The organism is Achromobacter sp. PD1 (assembly GCF_048541815.1).
Classification (GTDB): Bacteria; Pseudomonadota; Gammaproteobacteria; order Burkholderiales; family Burkholderiaceae_B; genus Achromobacter; species Achromobacter bronchisepticus_A.
On record NZ_CP183349.1, the window covers coordinates 6,884,124 to 6,904,653 of the forward strand.

Annotated in this window: 20 protein-coding genes; 13 read left to right on the forward strand and 7 right to left on the reverse strand. The window is 66.2% G+C overall.

Going from position 1 to position 20,530, the window contains the following annotated elements; translation table 11 throughout:
* The first annotated feature begins 3 nt into the window (after positions 1-3).
* The 8 genes from ACM1PE_RS32485 (at position 4) to erpA (ending at position 6,084) form a co-directional block, all read left to right on the forward strand.
* Entirely contained in the window at positions 4-879 is an 876-nt protein-coding gene (locus ACM1PE_RS32485) for a branched-chain amino acid ABC transporter permease (RefSeq protein WP_013391409.1), read from the forward strand.
* Positions 872-1,660, forward strand: a complete 789-nt coding sequence (locus ACM1PE_RS32490; protein WP_059372876.1) for an ABC transporter ATP-binding protein — start codon at positions 872-874, stop codon at positions 1,658-1,660. The genes ACM1PE_RS32485 and ACM1PE_RS32490 overlap by 8 nt, the downstream gene beginning before the upstream one ends.
* 55 nt (positions 1,661-1,715) lie before the next feature.
* Positions 1,716-2,426 carry an ABC transporter ATP-binding protein gene (locus tag ACM1PE_RS32495; protein WP_054458384.1) on the forward strand — a complete coding sequence of 237 codons (711 nt, stop codon included), beginning with the start codon at positions 1,716-1,718 and terminating at the stop codon, positions 2,424-2,426.
* Positions 2,427-2,724: 298 nt separating this feature from the next.
* Positions 2,725-3,153: a 50S ribosomal protein L13 gene (rplM, locus tag ACM1PE_RS32500; protein WP_013391412.1), complete on the forward strand. Its 429-nt coding sequence runs from the start codon at positions 2,725-2,727 to the stop codon at positions 3,151-3,153.
* 9 nt (positions 3,154-3,162) lie between these two features.
* Entirely contained in the window at positions 3,163-3,555 is a 393-nt protein-coding gene (rpsI, locus tag ACM1PE_RS32505; protein ID WP_006217310.1) for a 30S ribosomal protein S9, read from the forward strand.
* Between the two features lie 215 nt (positions 3,556-3,770).
* Positions 3,771-4,835, forward strand: a complete 1,065-nt coding sequence (gene argC, locus ACM1PE_RS32510) for an N-acetyl-gamma-glutamyl-phosphate reductase (RefSeq protein WP_419342163.1) — start codon at positions 3,771-3,773, stop codon at positions 4,833-4,835.
* Positions 4,836-4,879: 44 nt separating this feature from the next.
* Positions 4,880-5,626: a DUF6776 family protein gene (locus ACM1PE_RS32515; protein ID WP_419342164.1), complete on the forward strand. Its 747-nt coding sequence runs from the start codon at positions 4,880-4,882 to the stop codon at positions 5,624-5,626.
* An 86-nt stretch (positions 5,627-5,712) separates the two neighbouring features.
* Positions 5,713-6,084 (forward strand): iron-sulfur cluster insertion protein ErpA, encoded by a 372-nt coding sequence (erpA, locus tag ACM1PE_RS32520; RefSeq protein ID WP_013391415.1) that lies wholly within the window; start codon positions 5,713-5,715, stop codon positions 6,082-6,084.
* A gap of 69 nt (positions 6,085-6,153) precedes the next feature.
* Here erpA and ACM1PE_RS32525 read toward each other — a convergent pair whose 3' ends face one another.
* Together ACM1PE_RS32525 and ACM1PE_RS32530 are read right to left on the reverse strand one after the other, a co-directional pair.
* The gene (locus ACM1PE_RS32525; protein ID WP_419342165.1) at positions 6,154-7,275 is read right to left on the reverse strand and encodes an anhydro-N-acetylmuramic acid kinase; all 1,122 of its coding nucleotides are present in this window, start codon (positions 7,273-7,275) and stop codon (positions 6,154-6,156) included.
* Between the two features lie 76 nt (positions 7,276-7,351).
* Positions 7,352-8,761 (reverse strand): peptidoglycan DD-metalloendopeptidase family protein, encoded by a 1,410-nt coding sequence (locus ACM1PE_RS32530; RefSeq protein ID WP_419342166.1) that lies wholly within the window; start codon positions 8,759-8,761, stop codon positions 7,352-7,354.
* Positions 8,762-9,016: 255 nt separating this feature from the next.
* Here ACM1PE_RS32530 and tyrS point away from each other — a divergent pair, with 255 nt between their 5' ends.
* Together tyrS and ACM1PE_RS32540 are read left to right on the forward strand one after the other, a co-directional pair.
* Complete coding sequence (gene tyrS / locus ACM1PE_RS32535; protein WP_059372882.1) at positions 9,017-10,246, forward strand: tyrosine--tRNA ligase; 1,230 nt, start codon at positions 9,017-9,019, stop codon at positions 10,244-10,246.
* Positions 10,247-10,319: 73 nt separating this feature from the next.
* Positions 10,320-10,973 carry a YbhB/YbcL family Raf kinase inhibitor-like protein gene (locus ACM1PE_RS32540; RefSeq protein WP_059372885.1) on the forward strand — a complete coding sequence of 218 codons (654 nt, stop codon included), beginning with the start codon at positions 10,320-10,322 and terminating at the stop codon, positions 10,971-10,973.
* Between the two features lie 55 nt (positions 10,974-11,028).
* On the opposite strand, the gene ACM1PE_RS32545 is transcribed toward ACM1PE_RS32540, so the two are convergent.
* Positions 11,029-11,664, reverse strand: coding sequence for a LysE family translocator (locus ACM1PE_RS32545; protein WP_280015912.1), 636 nt, complete (start codon positions 11,662-11,664; stop codon positions 11,029-11,031).
* Between the two features lie 205 nt (positions 11,665-11,869).
* Here ACM1PE_RS32545 and glyA point away from each other — a divergent pair, with 205 nt between their 5' ends.
* Together glyA and nrdR are read left to right on the forward strand one after the other, a co-directional pair.
* Positions 11,870-13,120, forward strand: coding sequence for a serine hydroxymethyltransferase (gene glyA, locus ACM1PE_RS32550; RefSeq protein ID WP_059372890.1), 1,251 nt, complete (start codon positions 11,870-11,872; stop codon positions 13,118-13,120).
* Between the two features lie 206 nt (positions 13,121-13,326).
* Positions 13,327-13,806, forward strand: a complete 480-nt coding sequence (gene nrdR / locus ACM1PE_RS32555) for a transcriptional regulator NrdR (RefSeq protein WP_013391422.1) — start codon at positions 13,327-13,329, stop codon at positions 13,804-13,806.
* A 49-nt stretch (positions 13,807-13,855) separates the two neighbouring features.
* Here the strand turns inward: nrdR and ACM1PE_RS32560 are convergent, their stop codons facing one another.
* Positions 13,856-14,821 carry a GlxA family transcriptional regulator gene (locus ACM1PE_RS32560; protein WP_419342167.1) on the reverse strand — a complete coding sequence of 322 codons (966 nt, stop codon included), beginning with the start codon at positions 14,819-14,821 and terminating at the stop codon, positions 13,856-13,858.
* Between the two features lie 16 nt (positions 14,822-14,837).
* Positions 14,838-15,401: an isochorismatase family protein gene (locus tag ACM1PE_RS32565; RefSeq protein WP_059372894.1), complete on the reverse strand. Its 564-nt coding sequence runs from the start codon at positions 15,399-15,401 to the stop codon at positions 14,838-14,840.
* A gap of 178 nt (positions 15,402-15,579) precedes the next feature.
* On the opposite strand from ACM1PE_RS32565, the gene ribD reads away from it, so the two are divergent.
* Positions 15,580-16,731, forward strand: coding sequence for a bifunctional diaminohydroxyphosphoribosylaminopyrimidine deaminase/5-amino-6-(5-phosphoribosylamino)uracil reductase RibD (gene ribD / locus ACM1PE_RS32570; protein WP_419342168.1), 1,152 nt, complete (start codon positions 15,580-15,582; stop codon positions 16,729-16,731).
* On the opposite strand, the gene ACM1PE_RS32575 is transcribed toward ribD, so the two are convergent.
* Positions 16,697-19,207, reverse strand: a complete 2,511-nt coding sequence (locus tag ACM1PE_RS32575; RefSeq protein WP_419342169.1) for a hypothetical protein — start codon at positions 19,205-19,207, stop codon at positions 16,697-16,699. The two genes, ribD and ACM1PE_RS32575, sit on opposite strands and share 35 nt — an antisense overlap.
* Complete coding sequence (locus ACM1PE_RS32580) at positions 19,194-20,399, reverse strand: DUF3142 domain-containing protein (protein ID WP_419342170.1); 1,206 nt, start codon at positions 20,397-20,399, stop codon at positions 19,194-19,196. The genes ACM1PE_RS32575 and ACM1PE_RS32580 overlap by 14 nt, the downstream gene beginning before the upstream one ends.
* Positions 20,400-20,530: the final 131 nt, after the last annotated feature.

Below are 20,530 nucleotides of genomic sequence, written 5' to 3' on the forward strand. Positions count from 1 at the left end.
AGAATGAGCGGATTCGAAAACTTCTGGGCCATCTACGGCAACTTGGTGCTCACGCTGGGCACCAATGCGTTGCTGGCCCTCTCCATCTGGCTGACCCTGGCTTGCGGCATGCTGGCCATGGCCAACGCAGCCTTCATGGGCATCGGGGCGTACACCGCCGCGCTGCTCACCATGAACTACGACGCGCCGTTCTCGGTTGCGCTTGCCGGCGGCATGGCCGCGCCCGCGCTGGTGGCGGCGTTGATCGGCTTGCCCACCTTGCGGCTGTCCGGGGTCTACCTCGCCATGGCCACGCTGGGTTTTGGCGAAGTGGTCCGCGTGACCATCCTCAACACCGAGTCCATCACCGGCGGCGCGCTGGGCCTTAACGGCATCCCGCAGCTGACGCAGTGGTGGCATGTGGTGCTGGCCGTCGTCATCGTGCTGTTCGTGCTGTGGCGCGTGCGCGCCTCCAAGATCGGACGCTCGTTCGATGCCATCCGCGGTGACGAAACCGCGGCCGGCCTGATGGGCATCGACGTGCGCGCCAACAAGATGCTGGCCTTCGTGGCCGGCGCGATGATCGCGGGTCTGGCCGGCGCCCTGAACGCGCACCTGACCTTCTTCATCGGCCCCAACGAATACGGTTTCGACCGTGGCGTGGAAATCCTGACCATGGCGATCCTGGGCGGCATCGGCGGCCTGGCCGGTCCCGTGCTGGGCAGCTTCATCATTACCGTGTTGCCCGAAATGCTGCGCGGTTTTGCCGATCTGCGCCTGGTCGCGAACGGAGTGATTCTGGTGGTGATTGTGTTGTTCCTGCCGCAAGGCATCTGGGATCCGGCGCGCTTCAAGCGCTGGATGCGCCAAGGACGCCAGGGAGGCAAGCGCCATGCTTGAGCTTTCTTCCGTCTCCAAGAGCTTCGGCGGTCTGCATGTGCTGCATGACGTCAGCCTGTCGGTCCCCGAAGGCGCCATCTTCGGCTTGATCGGCCCCAACGGCGCCGGCAAGACCACGGTGTTCAACCTCATCACCGGCCTGTTGCCGCCCAGCGGCGGCACCATCACGTTCAACGGCCAGAGCGTCCTGGACAAGAAGCCGCACCGCATCACGCGCATGGGCATCGCCCGCACGTTCCAGAACATCCGTCTCTTCAAGGAGATGACGCTGCTGGAAAACGTGGTGGTGGGCGCCTACCGCCACATGAACTACGGCTTCCCCAGCCTGCTGCTGGGCCTGCCGGGCTACCGCGAGCACGAAAAGCGCGCCCGCGAGCGCGCGCATGAACTGCTCACCTGGATGCGCCTGGACCATAAGGCCAACGACCTGGCGGACAACCTGTCCTACGGCGAGCAGCGCCGCCTGGAGCTGGCGCGCGCGCTGGCCACCGAGCCCAAGCTGCTGCTGCTGGACGAGCCGGTCGCCGGCATGAACACCGGCGAGCGCGCCGAGCTCATGCGCGAGATCCTGGCCATCCGCGACCGCGGCTACACCATCCTCATGATCGAGCACGACATGCGCTTCGTCATGGGCTTGTGCGAGCGCATCGCGGTGCTGAACTTCGGCAAGATCATCGCTTGCGGCGGGCCTGACGAGATCCGCAACAACGAACAGGTCATCGAAGCCTATCTGGGCCGCGAAGACGACGAAGACACCGAACAAGCGGGGGCCGCCAAATGAGTCGCCGGGCCGCTCCCAAGACGAATACCGTAGCGCATTGCGCGGAGGCTGCACAATGAGCGCCATGCTGGAAGTCCGCGGACTCGAGGTCAATTACGGCCACATCGAAGCCGTCCGCGGCATCGACCTGGACCTGAACGCCAAGGAAATCACCGCCCTGGTCGGCGCCAACGGCGCCGGCAAGTCGACCACGCTGCTGGCGCTGTCGGGCCTGCTGCCCAAGGCGCGCGGCAAGATCACCTTCGAAGGCGAGGACATCACCAACCTGCCGCCGCATCAACTCGTGGCGCGAGGCATCGTCCAGGTGCCGGAAGGGCGGGCCATCCTCACCACCATGACCGTGCTCGAAAACCTGGAGCTGGGCGCCTACCGCCGCGGCCTCAAGAACGTCGACTCGGACCTGGAATACGTGTTCAACCTGTTCCCGCGCCTGAAGGAACGGATCACCGGCATCGCCGGCAACCTGTCCGGCGGCGAGCAGCAGATGCTGGCCATCGGCCGGGCACTGATGGCCAAGCCGCGCCTGCTGCTGCTGGACGAACCCTCCATGGGCCTGGCGCCCATCGTGGTGCAGGAGATCTTCCGCTCCCTGCGCGCGATCAACGCCGATGGCCTGACCCTGTTCCTGGTCGAGCAGAACGTGCGCCAGGCGCTGAAGATTGCCCAGCACGGTTACGTGCTGGAGAACGGCGCCATGGCGCTCACCGGCACCGGCCGCGAACTGCTGGGCCATCCCCGCGTTCTGGAGGCCTACCTGGGCGCCTGAGCGGACGTTCCAGGGCGTGCGTCCCTGATTGTCTGGATGTGCCGGCGGCGCCTCAGGGCGCCGTTGGCGTATTTCCGACGAGGATTAAGTTGCCCACTTTTTGAGCAGCTGTGTTAGAATCGCAGGCTTTCCCTCATTTTGGCCAATGCACGGGCGGGTAATAACGCTTAGGCAAGACGCTGATATCGACTGAATTTTTGGAAAACCCGCTGGGTTCTTTCCGCGATTTTGGTCTAGTTCGGGGAAAAAAACTGGCTGGATGGTCCAGCCAGGAAAATTTTTATTCTTAGGAACCATCATGAAGACCTTTGTGGCCAAGCCGCATGAAGTCCAACGTGACTGGTTTGTGATCGACGCCAAGGGCAAAGTCCTCGGTCGTGTGGCCAGCGAAGTCGCACGTCGTCTGCGTGGCAAGCACAAACCTGAATTCACGCCGCACGTTGATACCGGTGACTACATCGTCATCGTCAACGCTGCCGATATCGTTGTTACGGGCGCCAAGGCGAAGGACAAGAAGTACTTCCGCCACACGACGTACCCGGGCGGTATCCGTGAAACGAACTTCGAGAAGATGCAAGAGCGTTTTCCCGGCCGCGCCATCCAGAAGGCTGTCAAGGGCATGCTGCCCAAGGGTCCTCTGGGCTACGCCATGATCAAGAAACTGAAGGTGTACGCCGGTGCCGAGCACCCGCACACCGCCCAGCAGCCCAAGACGCTGGATATCTAAGGAAACGCCATGATCGGTAACTGGAATTACGGAACCGGCCGTCGCAAAACCTCGGTGGCTCGCGTTTTCATCAAGAAGGGCACGGGTAAGATCGTTGTCAACGGCAAGCCCGTCGACGACTTTTTCGCCCGCGAAACCGGCCGCATGATCGTGCGCCAGCCGCTGGAACTGACCGGCCACCTGGAATCGTTCGACATCAAGGTCAACGTGCACGGCGGCGGTGAAACCGGCCAGGCCGGCGCAGTTCGTCACGGCATCACGCGTGCCCTGATCGACTACGACGCGACCCTGAAGCCCGCACTGTCGCAAGCTGGCTTTGTCACCCGCGATGCCCGCGAAGTCGAACGCAAGAAGGTCGGCTTCCGCAAGGCACGTCGGCGCAAGCAGTTCAGCAAGCGTTAATACGCTGCTGCACGAAAAAGCCCGCTTCGGCGGGCTTTTTTTCGCACTATTTGTACCAGCGCCGGACCCCGTCCGGCCGCTGTGCGCCCCGCGCGGAACTCCGCGCATTCCCTCCGGTCGGAAAGAAGGACTGCGGTGCCATTTCGGGCTCTTAGCCGCAACACCCGCTTTCCCGAGCGATACAATCGATCCTCGTTCTACGAAGAGCACACATCATGGCCCAAGCATCGAACACCCGCATCAAGGTTGGTATCGTCGGCGGCACCGGTTACACCGGCGTCGAGCTGCTGCGCTTGCTGTCGCAGCATCCCAATGTGGAATTGACCGCCATCACGTCCCGCAAGGAAGACGGGCTGCCGGTGGCTGACATGTATCCGAACCTGCGCGGCCGCGTGAATATCGCTTTCTCCGCGCCGGAAAGGGCCACGCTGACGGATTGCGACGTCGTGTTCTTCGCGACGCCCCACGGCGTGGCCATGGCCCAGGCCCAGGAACTCATCAATGCCGGCACCAAGGTCATCGACCTGGCCGCCGACTTCCGCCTGCAGGACATCCCCACCTTCGAACGCTGGTACAAGATTCCCCATACCTGCCCGGACATCCTGGCCGAGTCCCAGTATGGCCTGGTGGAACTGAACCGCGAGGCCATCTCCAAGGCCCGCGTCATCGGCAACCCCGGCTGCTATCCCACCACCGTGCTGCTGGGCCTGGCTCCGCTGCTCGAAGGCGGCAAGAAGCTGATCGATGCGCAAACCCTGATCGCCGACTGCAAGTCGGGCGTGTCGGGCGCCGGCCGCAAGGCGGAAGTGGGCTCGCTCTTCTCCGAAGCTTCGGACAACTTCAAGGCCTACGGCGTGGCTGGCCACCGCCACCACCCGGAAATCGTCGCGCAGCTGGAAAAGATCGCCGGCGGCAAGGTCGGCCTGACCTTCGTGCCGCATCTGGTGCCGATGATCCGCGGCATGTTCTCCACCATCTATGCGCGCATCCTGCCGGAAGCCCGCGATACCGACTTCCAGGCCCTGTTTGAACAGCGCTACGCCGACGAGCCCTTCGTCGACGTCATGCCCGCCGGCAGCCTGCCTGAAACCCGTTCGGTGCGCGCCTCCAACAACCTGCGGATTGCGCTCAGCCGTCCCGGCAATGGCGACCAACTGATCGTCCTGGTGATTCAGGACAACCTGGTCAAGGGCGCTGCCGGCCAGGCCGTGCAGAACATGAACCTGATGTTCGGCATCCCCGAATCGACCGGCCTGGATCAGGTCGCGATCCTGCCTTGATGTACGCAGGCTTGCGGCCGCAGGGCCGCAAGCCGCCGCTCTTTATGCCCGCCGATTCCTCCACCACGCCCCAGTCTCGCTCCGCCGGCGGGTTGACGCGCGTATTCGTGGGCCTGCTGATCGGCGTGCTGCTGGGCGGTTCCGCCAGCTTCTTCTACGCCCGCAAGCTCTACCGGCCGCAGGATGCCGTGGTGATCAGCGCCCGGCAGGCCGAGGTCCAGGAAGAGGCCATGCGTCAACAGTCGACGCAGCTACGCTACACGCAAGGGCAGCTGGACACCGCCGACGGCGAACTGGTCATCGAGCGCGCCGCGCGCCAGGAACTGGAAGCGCAGCTGCGCACGGTCCAGGCCGAGGTCGGCAGGGTGCGCGATCAATTGGCGTTCTATGAGCAGCTATTGCCGCCGGGTCCCGAGGGGGCGGTGGACATCCGTGGCGTCGAGATCGACCGTAGTGGCGGCGGCTTGCGCTACAAGGTCCTGTTGATGCGCAGCGGCCGCAATGGCGGCTCTCCATTCTCGGGCGCTTTGCGTTTCCAGGCCACTGGCGTCCTGAAGGGCGAAACCGTGAAGGTGGATCTGGCGCCCATGCAGGTCAAGGCCGAATCCGGCTCTGTCGCCATTCCTGGCGACAACGCGCCGACCTCGCCGCTGGCCCTGCAGTTCGATCAATACCAGCGCAGCCAGGGCATCCTGGCGCTGCCCGAGGGATTTGTCCCCGAAAGCGTGACGGTCAGCGTCCTGGAGGGCGATACCGTCCGCGCGTCAAGAAGCGTCAAGCTCGAACTTTGAGTCTGCGCAAGCCCTGCGCTATAGTGACACCATGCGAGCGCCGTTGCCGCTCACCGAAATATGGCCGAACCGGCCAGGAGTGAACCATGAATGCAGTGACCGAAACCGTCGACCTGCAGGCCGCCCCGCCTGCTCCCCTGGTTTTTACCGACTCGGCTGCGGCCAAGGTGAAGGATCTGTTGGCCGAAGAAGGCAATCCTGAGCTGAAGCTGCGCGTTTTCGTGCAGGGCGGAGGCTGTTCGGGTTTCCAGTACGGCTTCACCTTCGACGAAGTCGTGAACGATGACGACACCGTGCTGGACAAGGCCGGCGTGCAACTGCTGGTCGACCCGATGAGCTTCCAGTACCTGGTCGGCGCAGAGATCGACTACAAGGAAGACCTGGAAGGCGCGCAGTTCGTCATCCGCAATCCCAACGCCAGCACTACCTGCGGCTGCGGTTCCTCGTTCTCGGTGTAATCAGCCGGGCAGGAAAAAGTAAAAAGCCCTTCGGCGCGCCGAAGGGCTTTTCGCATGGGCGCGCGGCTTTCAGGCCGGATAGAGCGCGCCCAGGATGCGCGCGCCGCGCGCGCCGGTGACGGCCGGCAAGCCCGCAGGCCTGCGCTGCACGAAGGCCTGCGCCAGCCAGGCGAACGCCAGGGCCTCGACTTCTTGCGCCGGCACGCCCAGCACATCGGTGGCGTGCACCGGCCGTTGCAGACAGTACGCCAGTTCGCGCATCAAGCCGGGATTGCGCGCGCCGCCGCCACAGACGAAGACTTCCTGCGTGCCCGCCGCGGCCGCATCGACGGCATTGGCGACCGTGCGCGCCGTCAGGCGCTGCAGCGTGGCCTGCACGTCTTGCGGTGCAGGCTTGGAGCCGTCGAATGCGGCCAGGCGATCGTCCAGCCATTGCATGTTGAACAGGTCGCGCCCGGTGGATTTGGGTGGGGGCAGGGCGAACCAGGGTTCACTGGCCAGCAGTTGTTCCAGCAGCGGCGCCAGCACCTGGCCGGTCGCCGCCCAGCGGCCGTCGGCGTCATAAGGCCGGCCCAGGTGGCGCTGACACCAGCCGTCCAGCAGAACATTGGCGGGCCCTGTATCGAAGCCGCGGGGCGCATGCCCCGGCTCCAGCAGGGTCACGTTGGCGATGCCGCCCAGGTTGAGGACGGCGCGGCCTTGCGGCGAGCCGAAAATGGCGGCATGGAAGGGCGGCACCAGCGGCGCACCCTGGCCGCCCGCGGCCACGTCGCGGCTGCGGAAATCCGCCACCACGTCGATGCCGGTCAGTTCCGCCAGCAAGGCGGGGGCGTTGAGCTGCACGGTGTATCCCAGGTCGGGCCGGTGCCGGACCGTCTGGCCGTGGGCGCCGATGGCGGTCACGTCGCCGGCCGCGACGCCGGCTTGCTGCAACAGGGCCGCCACGTTCTGGGCATACAGGCGGGCGAGGGCGTTGGCGGCCAGCGCTGCGCGGGCCAACTCGTCGTCGCCGGATTGGTTCAGGGCCAGCAGTTCGCGCCGCAGGTCCGCCGGCATGGGCAGGCTGGCGCTGGCGAGCACGGCCGGCGCCTGGCCGTCGGCCAGGCGCACCAGCACGCCGTCCACGCCGTCCACGCTGGTACCCGACATCAGTCCGATATAGAGCTGTGCGTTAGTGGTGGATGGATTCACGAGGAGCCTCGAAAAAGAAAAAGCGGCCGCGCAGCTGAAAGTGCGGGGCCGCTTTTGACGGGACGTTGGACCGGCTTTAGCGGCTGGCCACGTTGGTCAGCGCGTCGGGCAGAGTCTGTTGGAACTCGGTCAGCAGCTGGATCTGCGCCTTGTACGGTCCCACGGCCTGATTGAAGGCGCGGACTTCGGCGGGCTCCAGGCTGCGGGCGACCGGCAGGTCCACCGACAGCGGATCGATCGGCTGGTTGTCCACGCGGAATTCGTAGTGCAGGTGCGGGCCGGTGGCCCAGCCGGTGGCGCCGACATAGCCCAGCAACTGGCCCTGCGAGATCTTCGAACCCTTGGTGATGCCTTCGGCGATGCGGCTCTGGTGGGCGTACAGCGTCGAATACTTGCCGTGGTGCTTGACGATGACGACGTTGCCGTAGCCGTTCTGCCAGCCGGAGAATTCCACGGTGCCGTCGGCGGTGGAATGGATCGGCGTGCCCGAAGGCGCCGCGTAGTCCACGCCCTTGTGTCCCGTCCAAGTCTTGTGGATGGGGTGCATGCGCATGCCGAAGGTGGAGCTGATGCGGCTGAACTTCAGGGCGGTGCGCAGGAACGCGCCGCGCAGGCTGGTGCCGTCGAAGTCGTAGTACGAACCGCTCTTTTCGTCGGGGCTGAACCAGACGGCGTTGTAGGTCTTGTCGCCGTTGATGAATTCCAGCGCCAGCACGCGGCCGGCGCCCGCGTAGCGGCCGTCGTGCGAACGCACTTCGTAGACCACGCGGAATTTATCGCCCTGGCGCAGGTCGCGCAGGAAGTCGATCTTGGCGCTGAGGATGTCGGCCATCTGCATGGTGACCGAGTCCGGGATGCCGGCAGCGTCGGTGGCGCCGAACAGCGACGAACGGATCGTACCCACGGCGACGCGGGTCTGGCGTTCGGTGCTTTCGGTGATTTCCTCGGCCTTGTAGCTGTCGCCCGCGGGCGCGACGTGCAGCATGCGCGTCACGACCTGGCCGTCCGTCTCGTTGCCAGGGGTGTGGATGTAACGCAGCCAGATCAGGTTGCCGGCTTCGTCCGTCGCGGCCTGCACGGAGCGGCCGGGGTACAGCTTGTAGATGCTGCGGGCGCTGGCTTCGTGCGTCAGGAAGGTCTGCAGGCTGGGCACGTCGAGTTCCAGGCGTTGCAGCACCGCGGCCAGCGTGTCGCCGGCACGGATCCGGGTTTCGCTGATGTAGGGGGCGGCGCTGGGGGTGCTGACTTCGACTTGCTCGGCGCTTAGCGGCAGGACGCTGCTGATGATGCGCGAAGGGGGGAGTTCGGTGCGGTCGGGTTGCTGCACCATGCCCAGGGCGGCGGCGCCAGCGAAGAGACCAATTGCGGTGACGAGAAGCGTGCGGCGGAAAAGTCCCGAGCGCTGGGGCTTGGGCTTGACGGGCGCAAACACGGCAGCAACTTTGCGTTTGATGCTACTCGCCAGTTCGTGGAGGCCACGATTCATCGTGAAGATACCCTCTCAGGTGGCTTGAGCTCGCAGGGTGCGTGACACGAACGGCCCTCGCGCGCACATTTCGGGGCAAGGGCTGGCGCGGGGCGCATCTTGTGAACAGCGGGGTGTAAACCGGACCACAACTGCGTATATATGGCAATTGCGTATGATTAGGGCGGTATCCTAGCTGATTCGGCTAGAATTTTCGATAGTTTTCGTCACTTTTTACACCTTTTTATCGGCTGAAGCCGAGTTGGTCCCCCTGCCATGTCACCCTCAGAAGCCCCGATTACCCCCGAAGTCGAAGCAGATCTGCGTATAGCGAAGCGCGGCTGCGATGAGTTGCTGGTCGAGTCCGAATTCGCCCGCAAGCTTGCCAGGAGCCGCGCCACGGGCGTGCCCCTGCGCATCAAATTGGGGCTGGATCCGACCGCGCCGGATATCCACCTGGGCCACACGGTGGTGCTGAACAAGATGCGCCAGCTGCAGGACATGGGCCACAACGTCATCTTCCTGATCGGCGACTTCACCTCCACCATCGGCGATCCCAGCGGCCGCAACAACACCCGCCCGCCGCTCACGCGCGAGCAGATCGAGGCCAACGCCAAGACCTACTACGCGCAAGCCAGCCTGGTGCTGGATCCGGCCCGCACCGAGATCCGCTACAACTCCGAATGGTGCGATCCGCTGGGCGCGCGCGGCATGATCCAGCTCGCGTCGCGCTACACGGTCGCGCGCATGATGGAGCGCGAGGATTTCACCAAGCGCTTCAAGGGCGGCATCCCGATCTCGGTGCATGAATTCCTGTATCCGCTGATGCAGGGCTACGACTCGGTGGCGCTGAAGTCCGATCTGGAGCTGGGGGGCACCGATCAGAAGTTCAACCTGCTGGTTGGACGCGAGCTGCAGAAGGAGTATGGCCAGGAGCCGCAGTGCATCTTGACGATGCCGCTGCTGGTCGGGACGGATGGCGTAGAGAAGATGTCCAAGTCCAAGGGCAACTACATCGGCATTTCGGAGTCGCCCGATTCTATGTTCGGCAAGCTCATGTCGATTTCCGACACGCTGATGTGGCGCTACTTCGAGTTGCTGTCGTTCCGCTCGCTGGAAGACATCGCCGCGCTCAAGCAGGAGATCGATGGCGGCCGCAATCCGCGCGACGCCAAGGTCATGCTGGCCCAGGAAATCATCGCGCGCTTCCATTCCGCCAAGGCCGCGGACGAAGCGCTGGCTTCGTTCGAAGCCCGGTTCCGCGACGGCGCCATTCCCGACGACATTCCCGAAGTGAACATTGGCGGCGCGCCGGTGGGCATTCTCAAGCTGCTGCGCGAGGCCGGCCTGGTGGCTTCCGGCTCGGAAGCGCAGCGCAACGTGGAGCAGGGCGGCGTGCGCGTCAACGGCGATCGCGTGGAAGACAAATCGTTGCAATTGCCGGCGGGGACTTACGTCGTTCAGGTGGGCAAGCGCAAATTTGCGCGTGTTAACTTGAACCCATGATTGCGAAGTTTTGATACGCTGAGGGTACCAGACAGGGGCAGTGGGGCCTTTGCGGCACATCAAGGAGCACGACATGAAACTTTCGAGTTTGTCCTTTTCCGATAACGAGTCGATTCCCGAACGCTATGCCTTCGGCAGGATCGATGCGCAATCGCACGTCGCGCTGGCAGACAACTTCAACCCGCAGTTTTCCTGGGACGAAGTTCCGGCGGGCACGCAGTCGTTTGCCTTGATCTGCCATGACCCCGATGTGCCCTCCGAGCCCGACGACGTCAACCAGGAAGGCCGCGAGGTGCCGGCCAGCCTGCCCCGCGTGGACTTCTTCCACTGGGTGCTGGTCGATCTGCCGGCCGATCTGCGCGACATCGAGGAAGGCACCTTCTCCAGCGGCATCACGCCGCGCGGCAAGGGCGGCCCGTTGGCGCCGATGGATGCGCGCCAGGGCATCAACTCGTACTCGTCCTGGTTCGCCAACGACCACGACATGAGCGGCGACTACTTCGGCTATGACGGTCCGTGCCCGCCCTGGAACGACGCCATCCCGCACCGCTACGTCTTCACCCTGTATGCGCTGGATGTGCCCACGCTGAACCTGCAGGGCTCCTTCACCGGCGAGGACGCGCTGCGCGCGATCCAGAAGCATGTGCTGGCGCAGGCGTCGCTGACCGGCACGTATACGCTCAATCCGAAACTGGCTCCCAAGCAGATCGGCGCCACCTCGGCCTGATCCGCGGCGCCGCCGAAAGGCCGCAGTCTTGCGACTGCGGCCTTTTTCTATTTCCTCAGCCCATTGCGCGCTTGAGCCGCAGCAGCGCCAATCCAAAAGTGATGAAGATGGCGCCGACCAGGCGGTTGATCCAGGTGACGATGCGGGGCTGGCGCAGCAGGCGCCGGGCGCGGTGAGCCAAGGTGCCGTAGGCCAGCAGCGACACCAGCGACAGGCCCGTGAAGATGCCCGTCAGGATGAAGAACTGCGGCAGCAACGGCTCGGCGGCGTTAAGAAACTGGGGGAACAGCGCCGTGAAGAACAGGATGGGCTTGGGGTTCAGCGTGGCAACGAGCGCGGCTTCCGAATAGAGCCGGCCGGCGCTGCGCGGCGCCGGCGCGGAGGCGTCAGCGGGCGGTGCGATGGTCGAGCGGCCCAGCAGGTGGCGCAGGCCGAGGTAGAGCAGGTACGCCGCGCCAGCCAGCTTGAGCAGTGTGAACAGCATGGCGGACGATTGCAGCACCACGCCCAGTCCCAGCATGGCGGCGGCCGACAGCAGGAACAGTCCGGTGACGTTGCCCAGGGTGGACGGAAGGACGGCCCGCAGCCCGCCCGCCGCGCCGTTGCGGATGGCCAGCATGGTAGCCGGGCCGGGGCTGACGACGCTGACCGCAGCTACTAATGAGTAGGTTATGAGCGTGGCGCTTTGCATGAAAGTTTCTCAAGTCGGATTGAGGCGGCTTTTCCGGCCGCGGAGGATGGCGTGGTTTTCGCGCCCATGCCGGGAATTTTGCCCGGGTTCCCTGCATTTTGGGCGCATTTGATCCTGCCCGACGGGGTAAACTATCCGTCATTCTCCGGGTTTACCCACCCGGGCGCAGTTTTCTCCTCTCTTACCGCCTCAGGAACCCCCCGTCATGTTTGACCGCAACCTCACCTTGTCCAAGGCTGACCCGGACGTTTGGGCCGCCATCCAGAAGGAAGACGTCCGCCAGGAACAGCACATCGAGCTGATCGCCTCGGAGAACTACGCCAGCCCGGCCGTCATGGAAGCCCAGGGTACGCAGCTCACCAACAAGTACGCCGAAGGCTACCCGGGCAAGCGCTACTACGGCGGTTGCGAATACGTGGACGTGGTCGAGCAGCTGGCCATCGACCGCCTGAAGCAGATCTTCGGCGCCGAAGCCGCCAACGTGCAACCCAACTCGGGTTCGCAAGCCAACCAGGGCGTGTACATGGCCGTCCTGAAGCCGGGCGATACCGTGCTGGGCATGAGCCTGGCCGAAGGCGGCCACCTGACGCACGGCGCGTCGGTCAACGCTTCGGGCAAGCTGTACAACTTCATCTCCTACGGTCTGGACGAAAATGAAGTCCTGAACTATGACCAGGTCGAGCAACTGGCCAAGGAGCACAAGCCCAAGCTGATCGTGGCTGGCGCCTCCGCCTATGCCCTGCACATCGACTTCGAGCGCATGGCCCGCATCGCCCGTGAAAACGGCGCGCTGTTCATGGTCGACATCGCCCACTACGCCGGCCTGGTCGCCGGCGGCGCCTACCCCAACCCGGTGCCGCATGCCGACTTCGTCACCTCGACCACGCACAAGTCGCTGCGCGGCCCGCGCGGCGGCGTCATCATGATGAAGGCCGAGCACGAGAAGATCATCAACTCGGCAATCTTCCCCGGCATCCAGGGCGGTCCGCTGATGCACGTCATCGCCGGCAAGGCGGTGGCTTTCAAGGAAGCGCTGGAGCCCGCCTTCAAGGACTACGCGCAGCAAGTGGTCAAGAACGCCAAGGTGCTGGCCGACACGCTGGTCAAGCGCGGCTTGCGCATCGTTTCCGGCCGCACCGAAAGCCACGTCATGCTGGTGGACCTGCGTTCCAAGGGCATCACGGGCAAGGAAGCGGAAGCCGTGCTGGGCCAGGCCCACATCACGGTCAACAAGAACGCCATCCCGAACGATCCGGAAAAGCCTTTCGTGACCAGCGGCATCCGCCTGGGCACGCCGGCCATGACCACGCGCGGCTTCACTGAAGCGGAAGCCGAGCTGACCGCCAACCTGATCGCCGACGTGCTGGATAACCCGCGCGACGAAGCCAACATCGCCGCCGTGCGTGCCCGTGTCAACGAACTGACCTCGCGCCTGCCGGTCTACGGCAAGAAGTAAGCGAGCATCCCTGCGGCGGGCTGTGGCCCGGCCGCAGCGGTCTACCAGGGACGGCCCCGCAAGGCGCCGTCCCTTTGTTTTCAGGCGGCCGGCGCGGTCCTGGTAAAAAATACGGGGGCGGATTAGCCCGTATTGGCGCTGGCGGCTGGACGCCTCGTTACAATATGCTCAAATATTGCCCCCCTCAGTGCCTTTAGGGATCACACATGCGGTGTCCATTTTGCGGCAATGCCGAAACGCAGGTCGTAGACAGCCGGGTCTCCGAAGAAGGCGACGCCATACGCCGTCGCCGTCGCTGCCTGTCCTGTGACAAGCGCTTCACCACTTATGAGCGGGTGGAGCTGGCCATGCCCTCCATCGTCAAGCGCAACGGCAGCCGCAGCGACTACGATCCCGGCAAGCTGCGCGCCAGCCTGAGCCTGGCGCTGCGCAAGCGCCCCGTCAGCACGGAAGATGTCGACGCCGCGGTCGCGCGCATCGAAGAACAGCTGCTGGCCAGCGGACTGCGTGAAGTGCCCAGCGAACACATCGGCGAGCTCGTCATGAACGAACTGCGCAAGCTCGACAAGGTCGCGTACGTGCGCTTCGCTTCGGTCTACAAGAGTTTCGAGGACATCGGCGAATTCGTCGAAGCCATCCGCGAGATGCAGGGGCCGCTGTTGCCGGGCAAGCTGCGCAAGGACTAGCAGGGCTGCGGTTCAGCCGATGCTGGAAAATGACGGCGCTGCGGCGCCGTCATTGCATGGTGGGAGCCGCACGCGCCAGGCTGGGCGTCAGCGGCTGGAACTTGCGCCACACGCGGCGCATGTGCTGCGCCGAGCCGAATCCCGACTTTTCCGCCACGCGCTCCAGGTCCAGCCGGGTATCGCGCAGCAGGTCGCGCGCCAGCGCCACGCGTATCTGATACAGGTAGTCCATCGGCGTGCAGCCCGCGTGTTCGCGGAACAGCCGCGTCAGATGGCGCGCGCTGGTGTGCGCCTGGTCCGCCAGCGATTGCGCCGACCAGGGCGCTGCCGGATCGCGGATGACCGCGTCCTGCACCCGGTGCACGCCCGGATGCATGTGGCTGCGATGGTCCAGCCAGGGCGACAGCGTGGAATCCGTGCCGGCGCGCCGCTGGTAGACCACCATGTCGCGCGCCGTTTCGCTGGCCACGCGCGGCCCGCAATGGCGCGACACCATGTGCAGCGCCAGGTCGATGCCGGCCGTGATGCCGGCGCTGCTGACCAGCTTGCCGTCCTCGACGAAGATGCGGTTGTCATGCAGCCGCGCGCTCGGGTCGATGCTGGCCAGCTGTTCCAGGCAGGTGTGGTGGGTGGTGCAGTCGCGCTGCCGCGTCAGGCCGGCGGCGGCGGCGAACAGGGCGCCGGCGCATACCGTCATCAGCGTGAAGCCGTCCGCGGGATGGCGGACGGCCAGCCAGTCGATGATGGCGCGCGAGTCGGGGTCGTCCAGGCGCGTGGGTTTGCCCACCACGCCTGAAATGATGACCAGGGCCTCGGGCGGCAGACTGGTCGGCAGGGCCTGGATATGCGCCAGGTGCAGGCCGGGCAGGCCGCTTTCGACCTCCCGGGACGGGCCGCAGAAATGCTGTTCAAAGGCGCCCGGAACCAGCTTGTTGGCCACGCGGAAGGCCTCCGCGGGGCCTGCCACGTCCAGCAGCACCACGCCCCGCGTCAGCACGAAATACACCGGAACCATGCGGCCCCCGCCAGTGTCAGGCCGCCAGCGCGTCGGCCGCGCGCGCGATGCGGGCAAAACGCCCTTGCAGCACCAGTTCGGTCCGGTCGCGGATCTCGGCCGGCGTGTAGTGCTGGCCGGACGGGCTCTGCATGGCGAAGGTCAGGGTGGCGTCGGTGGGGAACACCACCTTGTAGCCGGCGTCGCTGGCATGGCGCGAAGTGGTTTCGCAGCACTGTTCAGTACGGATGCCGCTGACGATGATGCCTGCGATGCCGTGCTTCACCAGCCAGTCCTGCAGGCTGGCGCCGTCCGCGTCCTTGGCATAGAGCGAGGAATGCACGGTCTTGTGGAACACGGCGGTGGGGGCGATGCGCAGTTCCTTGAGCGTCTTGACGTGGCCGGAGGCCATCGAGAAGGGGTTGGCAGGGTCGTTCGATACGCTGGTGTGGAATACCTGCAGCACCGGAATGTCGCGGGCCTGGGCCGCGTCGATCAGGGACTGGATCTGCTCCACGAACGCCGGATACTCGGCTTCATCCCAAAACGGACGTTGCCGGAAAGAGTCTTGTACGTCGATGACGATCAGTGCTTGTTTCATGAGCCGCGCTCCTGGAGGGCAAATTGTAGGGGTGTGCAGCTATTTTTACTGCAATCCGGTGCGGCGGCGAGCGCGGCGAAAGACCGCCATCGGCCTAAAACGGACATTGGTTGCCGATGCCCCGTGGAGCCGCTGCCAAACCGCCTGCCCGCCCGGCGGCGGACATACAATCCTGGTCATGATGATTCCCAGCGACAACGACGACATTTTCTGGATGCGGCGCGCCCTGGCGCTGGCGCAGACCGTCATGTACACCACCGCGCCCAACCCCCGGGTTGGCTGCGTGATCGTGCGCGACGGCCGCGTGCTGGGTGAAGGCGCCACGCAGCCGCCGGGCGGTCCGCACGCGGAAGTCTGCGCCTTGCGCGACGTCCAGGCGCGCGGCGAATCGGTGGAAGGCGCCACGCTTTACGTCACCCTGGAACCCTGCAGCCATTTCGGCCGTACGCCGCCTTGCGTGGACGCCGTGCTCGCGGCCAGGCCGGCGCGGGTGGTGGTGGCCCTGGGCGATCCCAATCCGCTGGTCAACGGCCAGGGGCTGGCGCGTCTGCGCGATGCCGGCATCGCGGTGACCACTGGCGTCTGCCGTGGCGAGGCGCTGGCGATCAATGCGGGTTTCATCTCGCGCATGAGCCGCGGCCTGCCGTGGGTGTGGATGAAGATGGCCGCTTCGCTGGACGGGCGCAGCGCGCTGCATAACGGCGTCTCGCAATGGATCACCGGGCCCGAGGCCCGCGCCGACGGACACCGCTGGCGCGCCCGCGCCTGCGTGGTGCTGACCGGCATGGGTACCGTGCTGAAAGACGATCCGCAGCTCAATGTCAGAGGCGTGGACACACCTCGCCAGCCGCGCAAGGCCGTGGTGGACGGCCGTTTTGAAATCCCCGAGGAAGCACGGCTGTTCGATGGCGCCGAGGTCATCATCTTCACGGCCCGTGTAGATGCCGCCAAGGCCGCGCGCCTGCAGGCCAGGAACGCCCGTGTGGTGCTGCTGCCGGGCGAGGCGCCCGGCCGGGTCGACCTGCCGGCAATGATGCGCTGGCTGGCCCAGGAACAGTTCAACGAGGTCCACGTGGAAGCCGGCGCAGGCCTGAGCGGCGCGCTGGTCGCCGCGGGTTGCGTGGATGAGTTGCTGCTGTACCTGGCGCCGGTGCTGCTGGGCGACGCCGCCGGCATGGTCCGCCTGCCCATGCTGGAGCACCTGGACGGCGCCAGGCGCTATGAATTCATCGAGACCGCCCCGGTGGGCGCGGATCTGCGCGTGCGCGCCCGGGTGGCCGACACCTGGAATCAGCTTACGCGGCGCGTGGAGCTCCCTGAGTTGTCTTAGGGCGGCGGCGCCCTGTACGCGCCGCGGTGTAGCGCCAGGCCAGGATCGCAGCGGCGCCGCCGGCCAGGGCCAGCAACGCGGCCGCCAGCAGCAGGCCGGGATGGTCGCGGCGCAGGCGTTCCCACGATTTTCCAGCCTGCGTGTAATGGAACCAGGCAGCCGCCTGGAAATCGGGCGCGGCGCATTCGCGGCCGAAAGAGCCGCTGAACGGGACCCGTGCGCCGTGTTCTATATAGCGGCGGTAGATCGTGGCGGCCAGTTCCGGGGAATCGTCGATGATGTAGCGGGCGCCCTGGCACAGCACGGCGGCGTAGGCCTGCGAGCGGCGCGGCAGCTCGTCGGACGCGCGCAGCGCGTGATTGGCCGCGATCTCGCGGTAGTGGAAGCGGGTGTAGGGCTGCGCTTCGCTGGCGGCATAGCGGCGGCGTTCCTCTTCGGTGACGAACGGACCCGGCAGCGCGGCCGCGGCCCGCAGCGCCGGCGTCTCGGGCGTGCCGGGATTGCCGTCATACGCCTTCCAGCCTGGGACCGCGCTGCGCCCCGCGCCATAGCTCGTGCTGCCGCCATAGACTGCGAAATCCGGCTCCTGCTCGAAACCCATGATTTCCATCCCGTCGCGCCGCGCCAGCCGCGAAGCCTCGTACCAGGCTTGTGCCCGTGCGGTGCGGCCCCAGGCGCTGCCGGCACGGCGCAAGGCCGCGCCATACTCCGCGGCGAGCCTGCGGGTTTCCTGCAGCCGCACTTCCCACTTGCCGTCGGTGTTTTCCAGTGTGGCGTAGCGGGCGTCCGAATCGGCCGGGAAGTAGGGCAGCGCCTGCTCGATCGAACCTTCGCGCACCATCCGGCGCGCCAGCAGCAGGCGCAGGCGATCGGAGGCGGTGACGGGGTGTTGTCTTGTCCAGTCGTAGAAATTCTGCGGGTCGCGCGGCGCGGACCCCGCCGGCGTCGATGTGGCGGGCGCGTGCCGGTCCACATAGGCTTTGAGTTCGGCGGTCGTCAGCACGCGCTCGGCGACGTAGGCCGCATCATTCCAGTACGGGGTGGACAGCCAGAAGCCCTCGGCCGGGTTGGCCGGATCGTCCTTCACGGTGGCGTGCAGCAGTTGATCCAGCGCCTCGACGTATTGGCCGCGCGACAGCGTCAACACGCCTTGCTCGCCCAGCAGGCGCGCCGCGCCGACAGCTTCCAGGCTGCCGTCGGCGCGCGGAAACGCGCGTGCCGCTTGCGCATAGGCCCGGGCTGCCGCCTCCGTGTCGCCTTGCCGCAGCGCCAGCTTGGCGCGCACCCACCAGGCCAAGGCCGTGTCCAGCCGCGTTGCCAGCGTTTGCGCCAGCTCGTAGCGGCCGATGCGGTAGGCCAGCGCGGCCACGCGGTCGGCATCCGGCACCTGCTTCAGATCCTGGCTTTCCAATGCCGCAACCAGCGATTGCAGCGCCGGATTCGGCGTAACGTCGTGCCCTTGCGCCGCGTCGGCCAACCCCACCTGGCCCGTCGTGTCGTAGGCGGCGTAGGGATCGCTGGCGCTGTCCGGCCTGCCATCCACGATGTCGCCGACCCTGGCCAGCGCGTACGCCACCAACAGGCGCTGCGCGACAGGATCGTCGATCAGGCGGCGCGTGCGCGCCGGATCTTCCAAGGCCCATTCGGCCAGCATGCGCAGCGACGCATTGCCGCTCGCGGAGTCGCGCGCGGCCTGTTCGGCATAGAGGCGCAGCGCATGCTTCAGCGAGGCCGCGGGAATGGCGTCCATGCAAGGCTCGGCGTTGACCAGCTCCATATAGCTGCATTGTCCTTGCGCCCCGGCGAGGAACAGGCGCGCCTCCTGGCCGTAACTGGCCACGGCCAAGCCCAGCGGGTCCGGCGCGCCGTCGCGCGCCAGCTGTCGCACGCGGCCATAGGCTTGCGCCGCGGCCTGCCGCTGCGCCTCGGCGTCTTCAGAGGCCGATTCTGCCTCGTCCCCGATTTCCGCCAGCATATAGGCGGCCCAGACGCTGCGCGCCGCCGCTTGCTGCGGCGGCAGTTGGAGGATGGCGCGGTAGCGGGCGCGCGCCTGCTCCAGCAGGCGGTGGGTGTCCGGCGCTTCGCGGGCGGCATGCGTGTCAACCGCGGCTGCGGTGTAAAGACGTACCGCTGCCGGCAAATCGGCGCCCAGCGCATAGGCCCGGTCGCCGTCGGCCTGCGCGCGCATGGCGCGGGCGCTGGCCCGCTGCGCCGGCGTGAGCGCGGGATCGCGGTCTTCCGGCAAGGCGTTCTGCTGGTAGCTGCCGTCCGGCAATTCATAGGCTTCGCGGGCCCGCAGCGCATCGCTGGCGTCCACCAGGCGCGCGGTTTCATAGCCGAAAGCGTTGGCCGGCGTCGCGCGCAGCGTGGCCGCGCGGTCGTCGAGCAGTTGGGCGGGAAACTCCGGCCCGCAGGCGATGACGATGCCGCCGCCCATCAGGAGCAGCAGCGCCGCAAGCGATTTACGGTTGTACATGGAAGCTCGTGGGCCCGTTTTCACAGCGTATCCAGCCTATGTTGCGTTGGCCGCCTGCATGCAGCAGGCCATTCTGGGAGCGGCGCAGGAAGGCGCCGCCGGAATCATGTTCGAGGGTGTAGCCATTGATGCCGTCGGCCGCGCGGCAAGCGCCTTCCCAGCGGATCACGAAGGGTAGGGCCGCGTCGGCGTTGCCGCTGTTGGCAAGTATCAGGTCCTGCGCGCCGCTGCCGCCGGCCGCGCGCGCCGTGACGGACAGCGCCGGCGCCAGGGGCTGGCGCGTCATCACGGCGCGCCAGGTGGCCAGGCTCCAGGCGCGTTCGTCGCGCGCGGTGGGCAGGCGGAACCAGACGATCCCCGCCAATCCGCGCGGACGGGAGCGGTGGATCTCATCGATGAAGGCCGCCATGGCCGCCGGCGTGGCCACCAGTTCGCTGGCGAGGCCGCCTGGCAGCAGGGCGGGGCGCTCGCTTTCGACCGCCGCGATGCTGCCGTCGTCGTTCCAGCTTACGCGGCTGCCATAGGTGGCTAGCGCCACGCGCCACGGCCGCCGGGTGCGATCCGCGAAAGCCGCCAGCCAGGCGCTTGCGCGCTTGGCATTGAACAGCCCCTGTTCGGGACTCAGCACGGCGTGGACCTGCAACACGGCTTCATCGGGAATCCGCAGCAGCGCGTCGAGCCCGGACCCGCCAAGCCAGGTCGGCAGCGCGGTTATCGACAAAGGCAGGTTCGGTCCCAGGCCATGCTTCAAGGTCTCCAGAAAAGCCGCATAGGCAGGCAATTTGGAGGTGGCGCAGTCGTAATCGATTTCGATGCCGGCCAAGACGATGCCCGCGCTTTCCCATGCGGGACGCGCGGCCTTGATCCGCGCAAGCACGTCCGCCGCCGGCAGCGCATCGGCGCGGCCGTCCAGGCGGAAAACCATGACGACGGGACGCCTGGCCGCAGCCAGTGCGGCCAGATCGGGCGCAGCAGTGAACCATCTGCCATCCGGGTTCATTTCCGCCACCAGCACGCGCCATGCCCGCACCACGTCGGCGCTCTCGGCCAGCGCCTGGCTGACGGGCGGCGTCCAGACGCGTTGCCAGACATAGGCGTCACCCGGCAGATCCGTCTGCTTGCCGCAAGCGGCCAGAAGCAGCAGCGAGACGCTGCAAAGCGCTGCGCAACAGCGTTTGGCGAGGGCTTTCATGCGGCTGGCCAGGATTGGAAAGGCATGACGCGGCGACGACGACGGGTGGTGGAAGCATGCGCGCCAGATGCGCGGCGCGTTGCGAATGCGTGATTCTATCGCCGCCGCAAGGGGTATTAGCACTCTGCGCT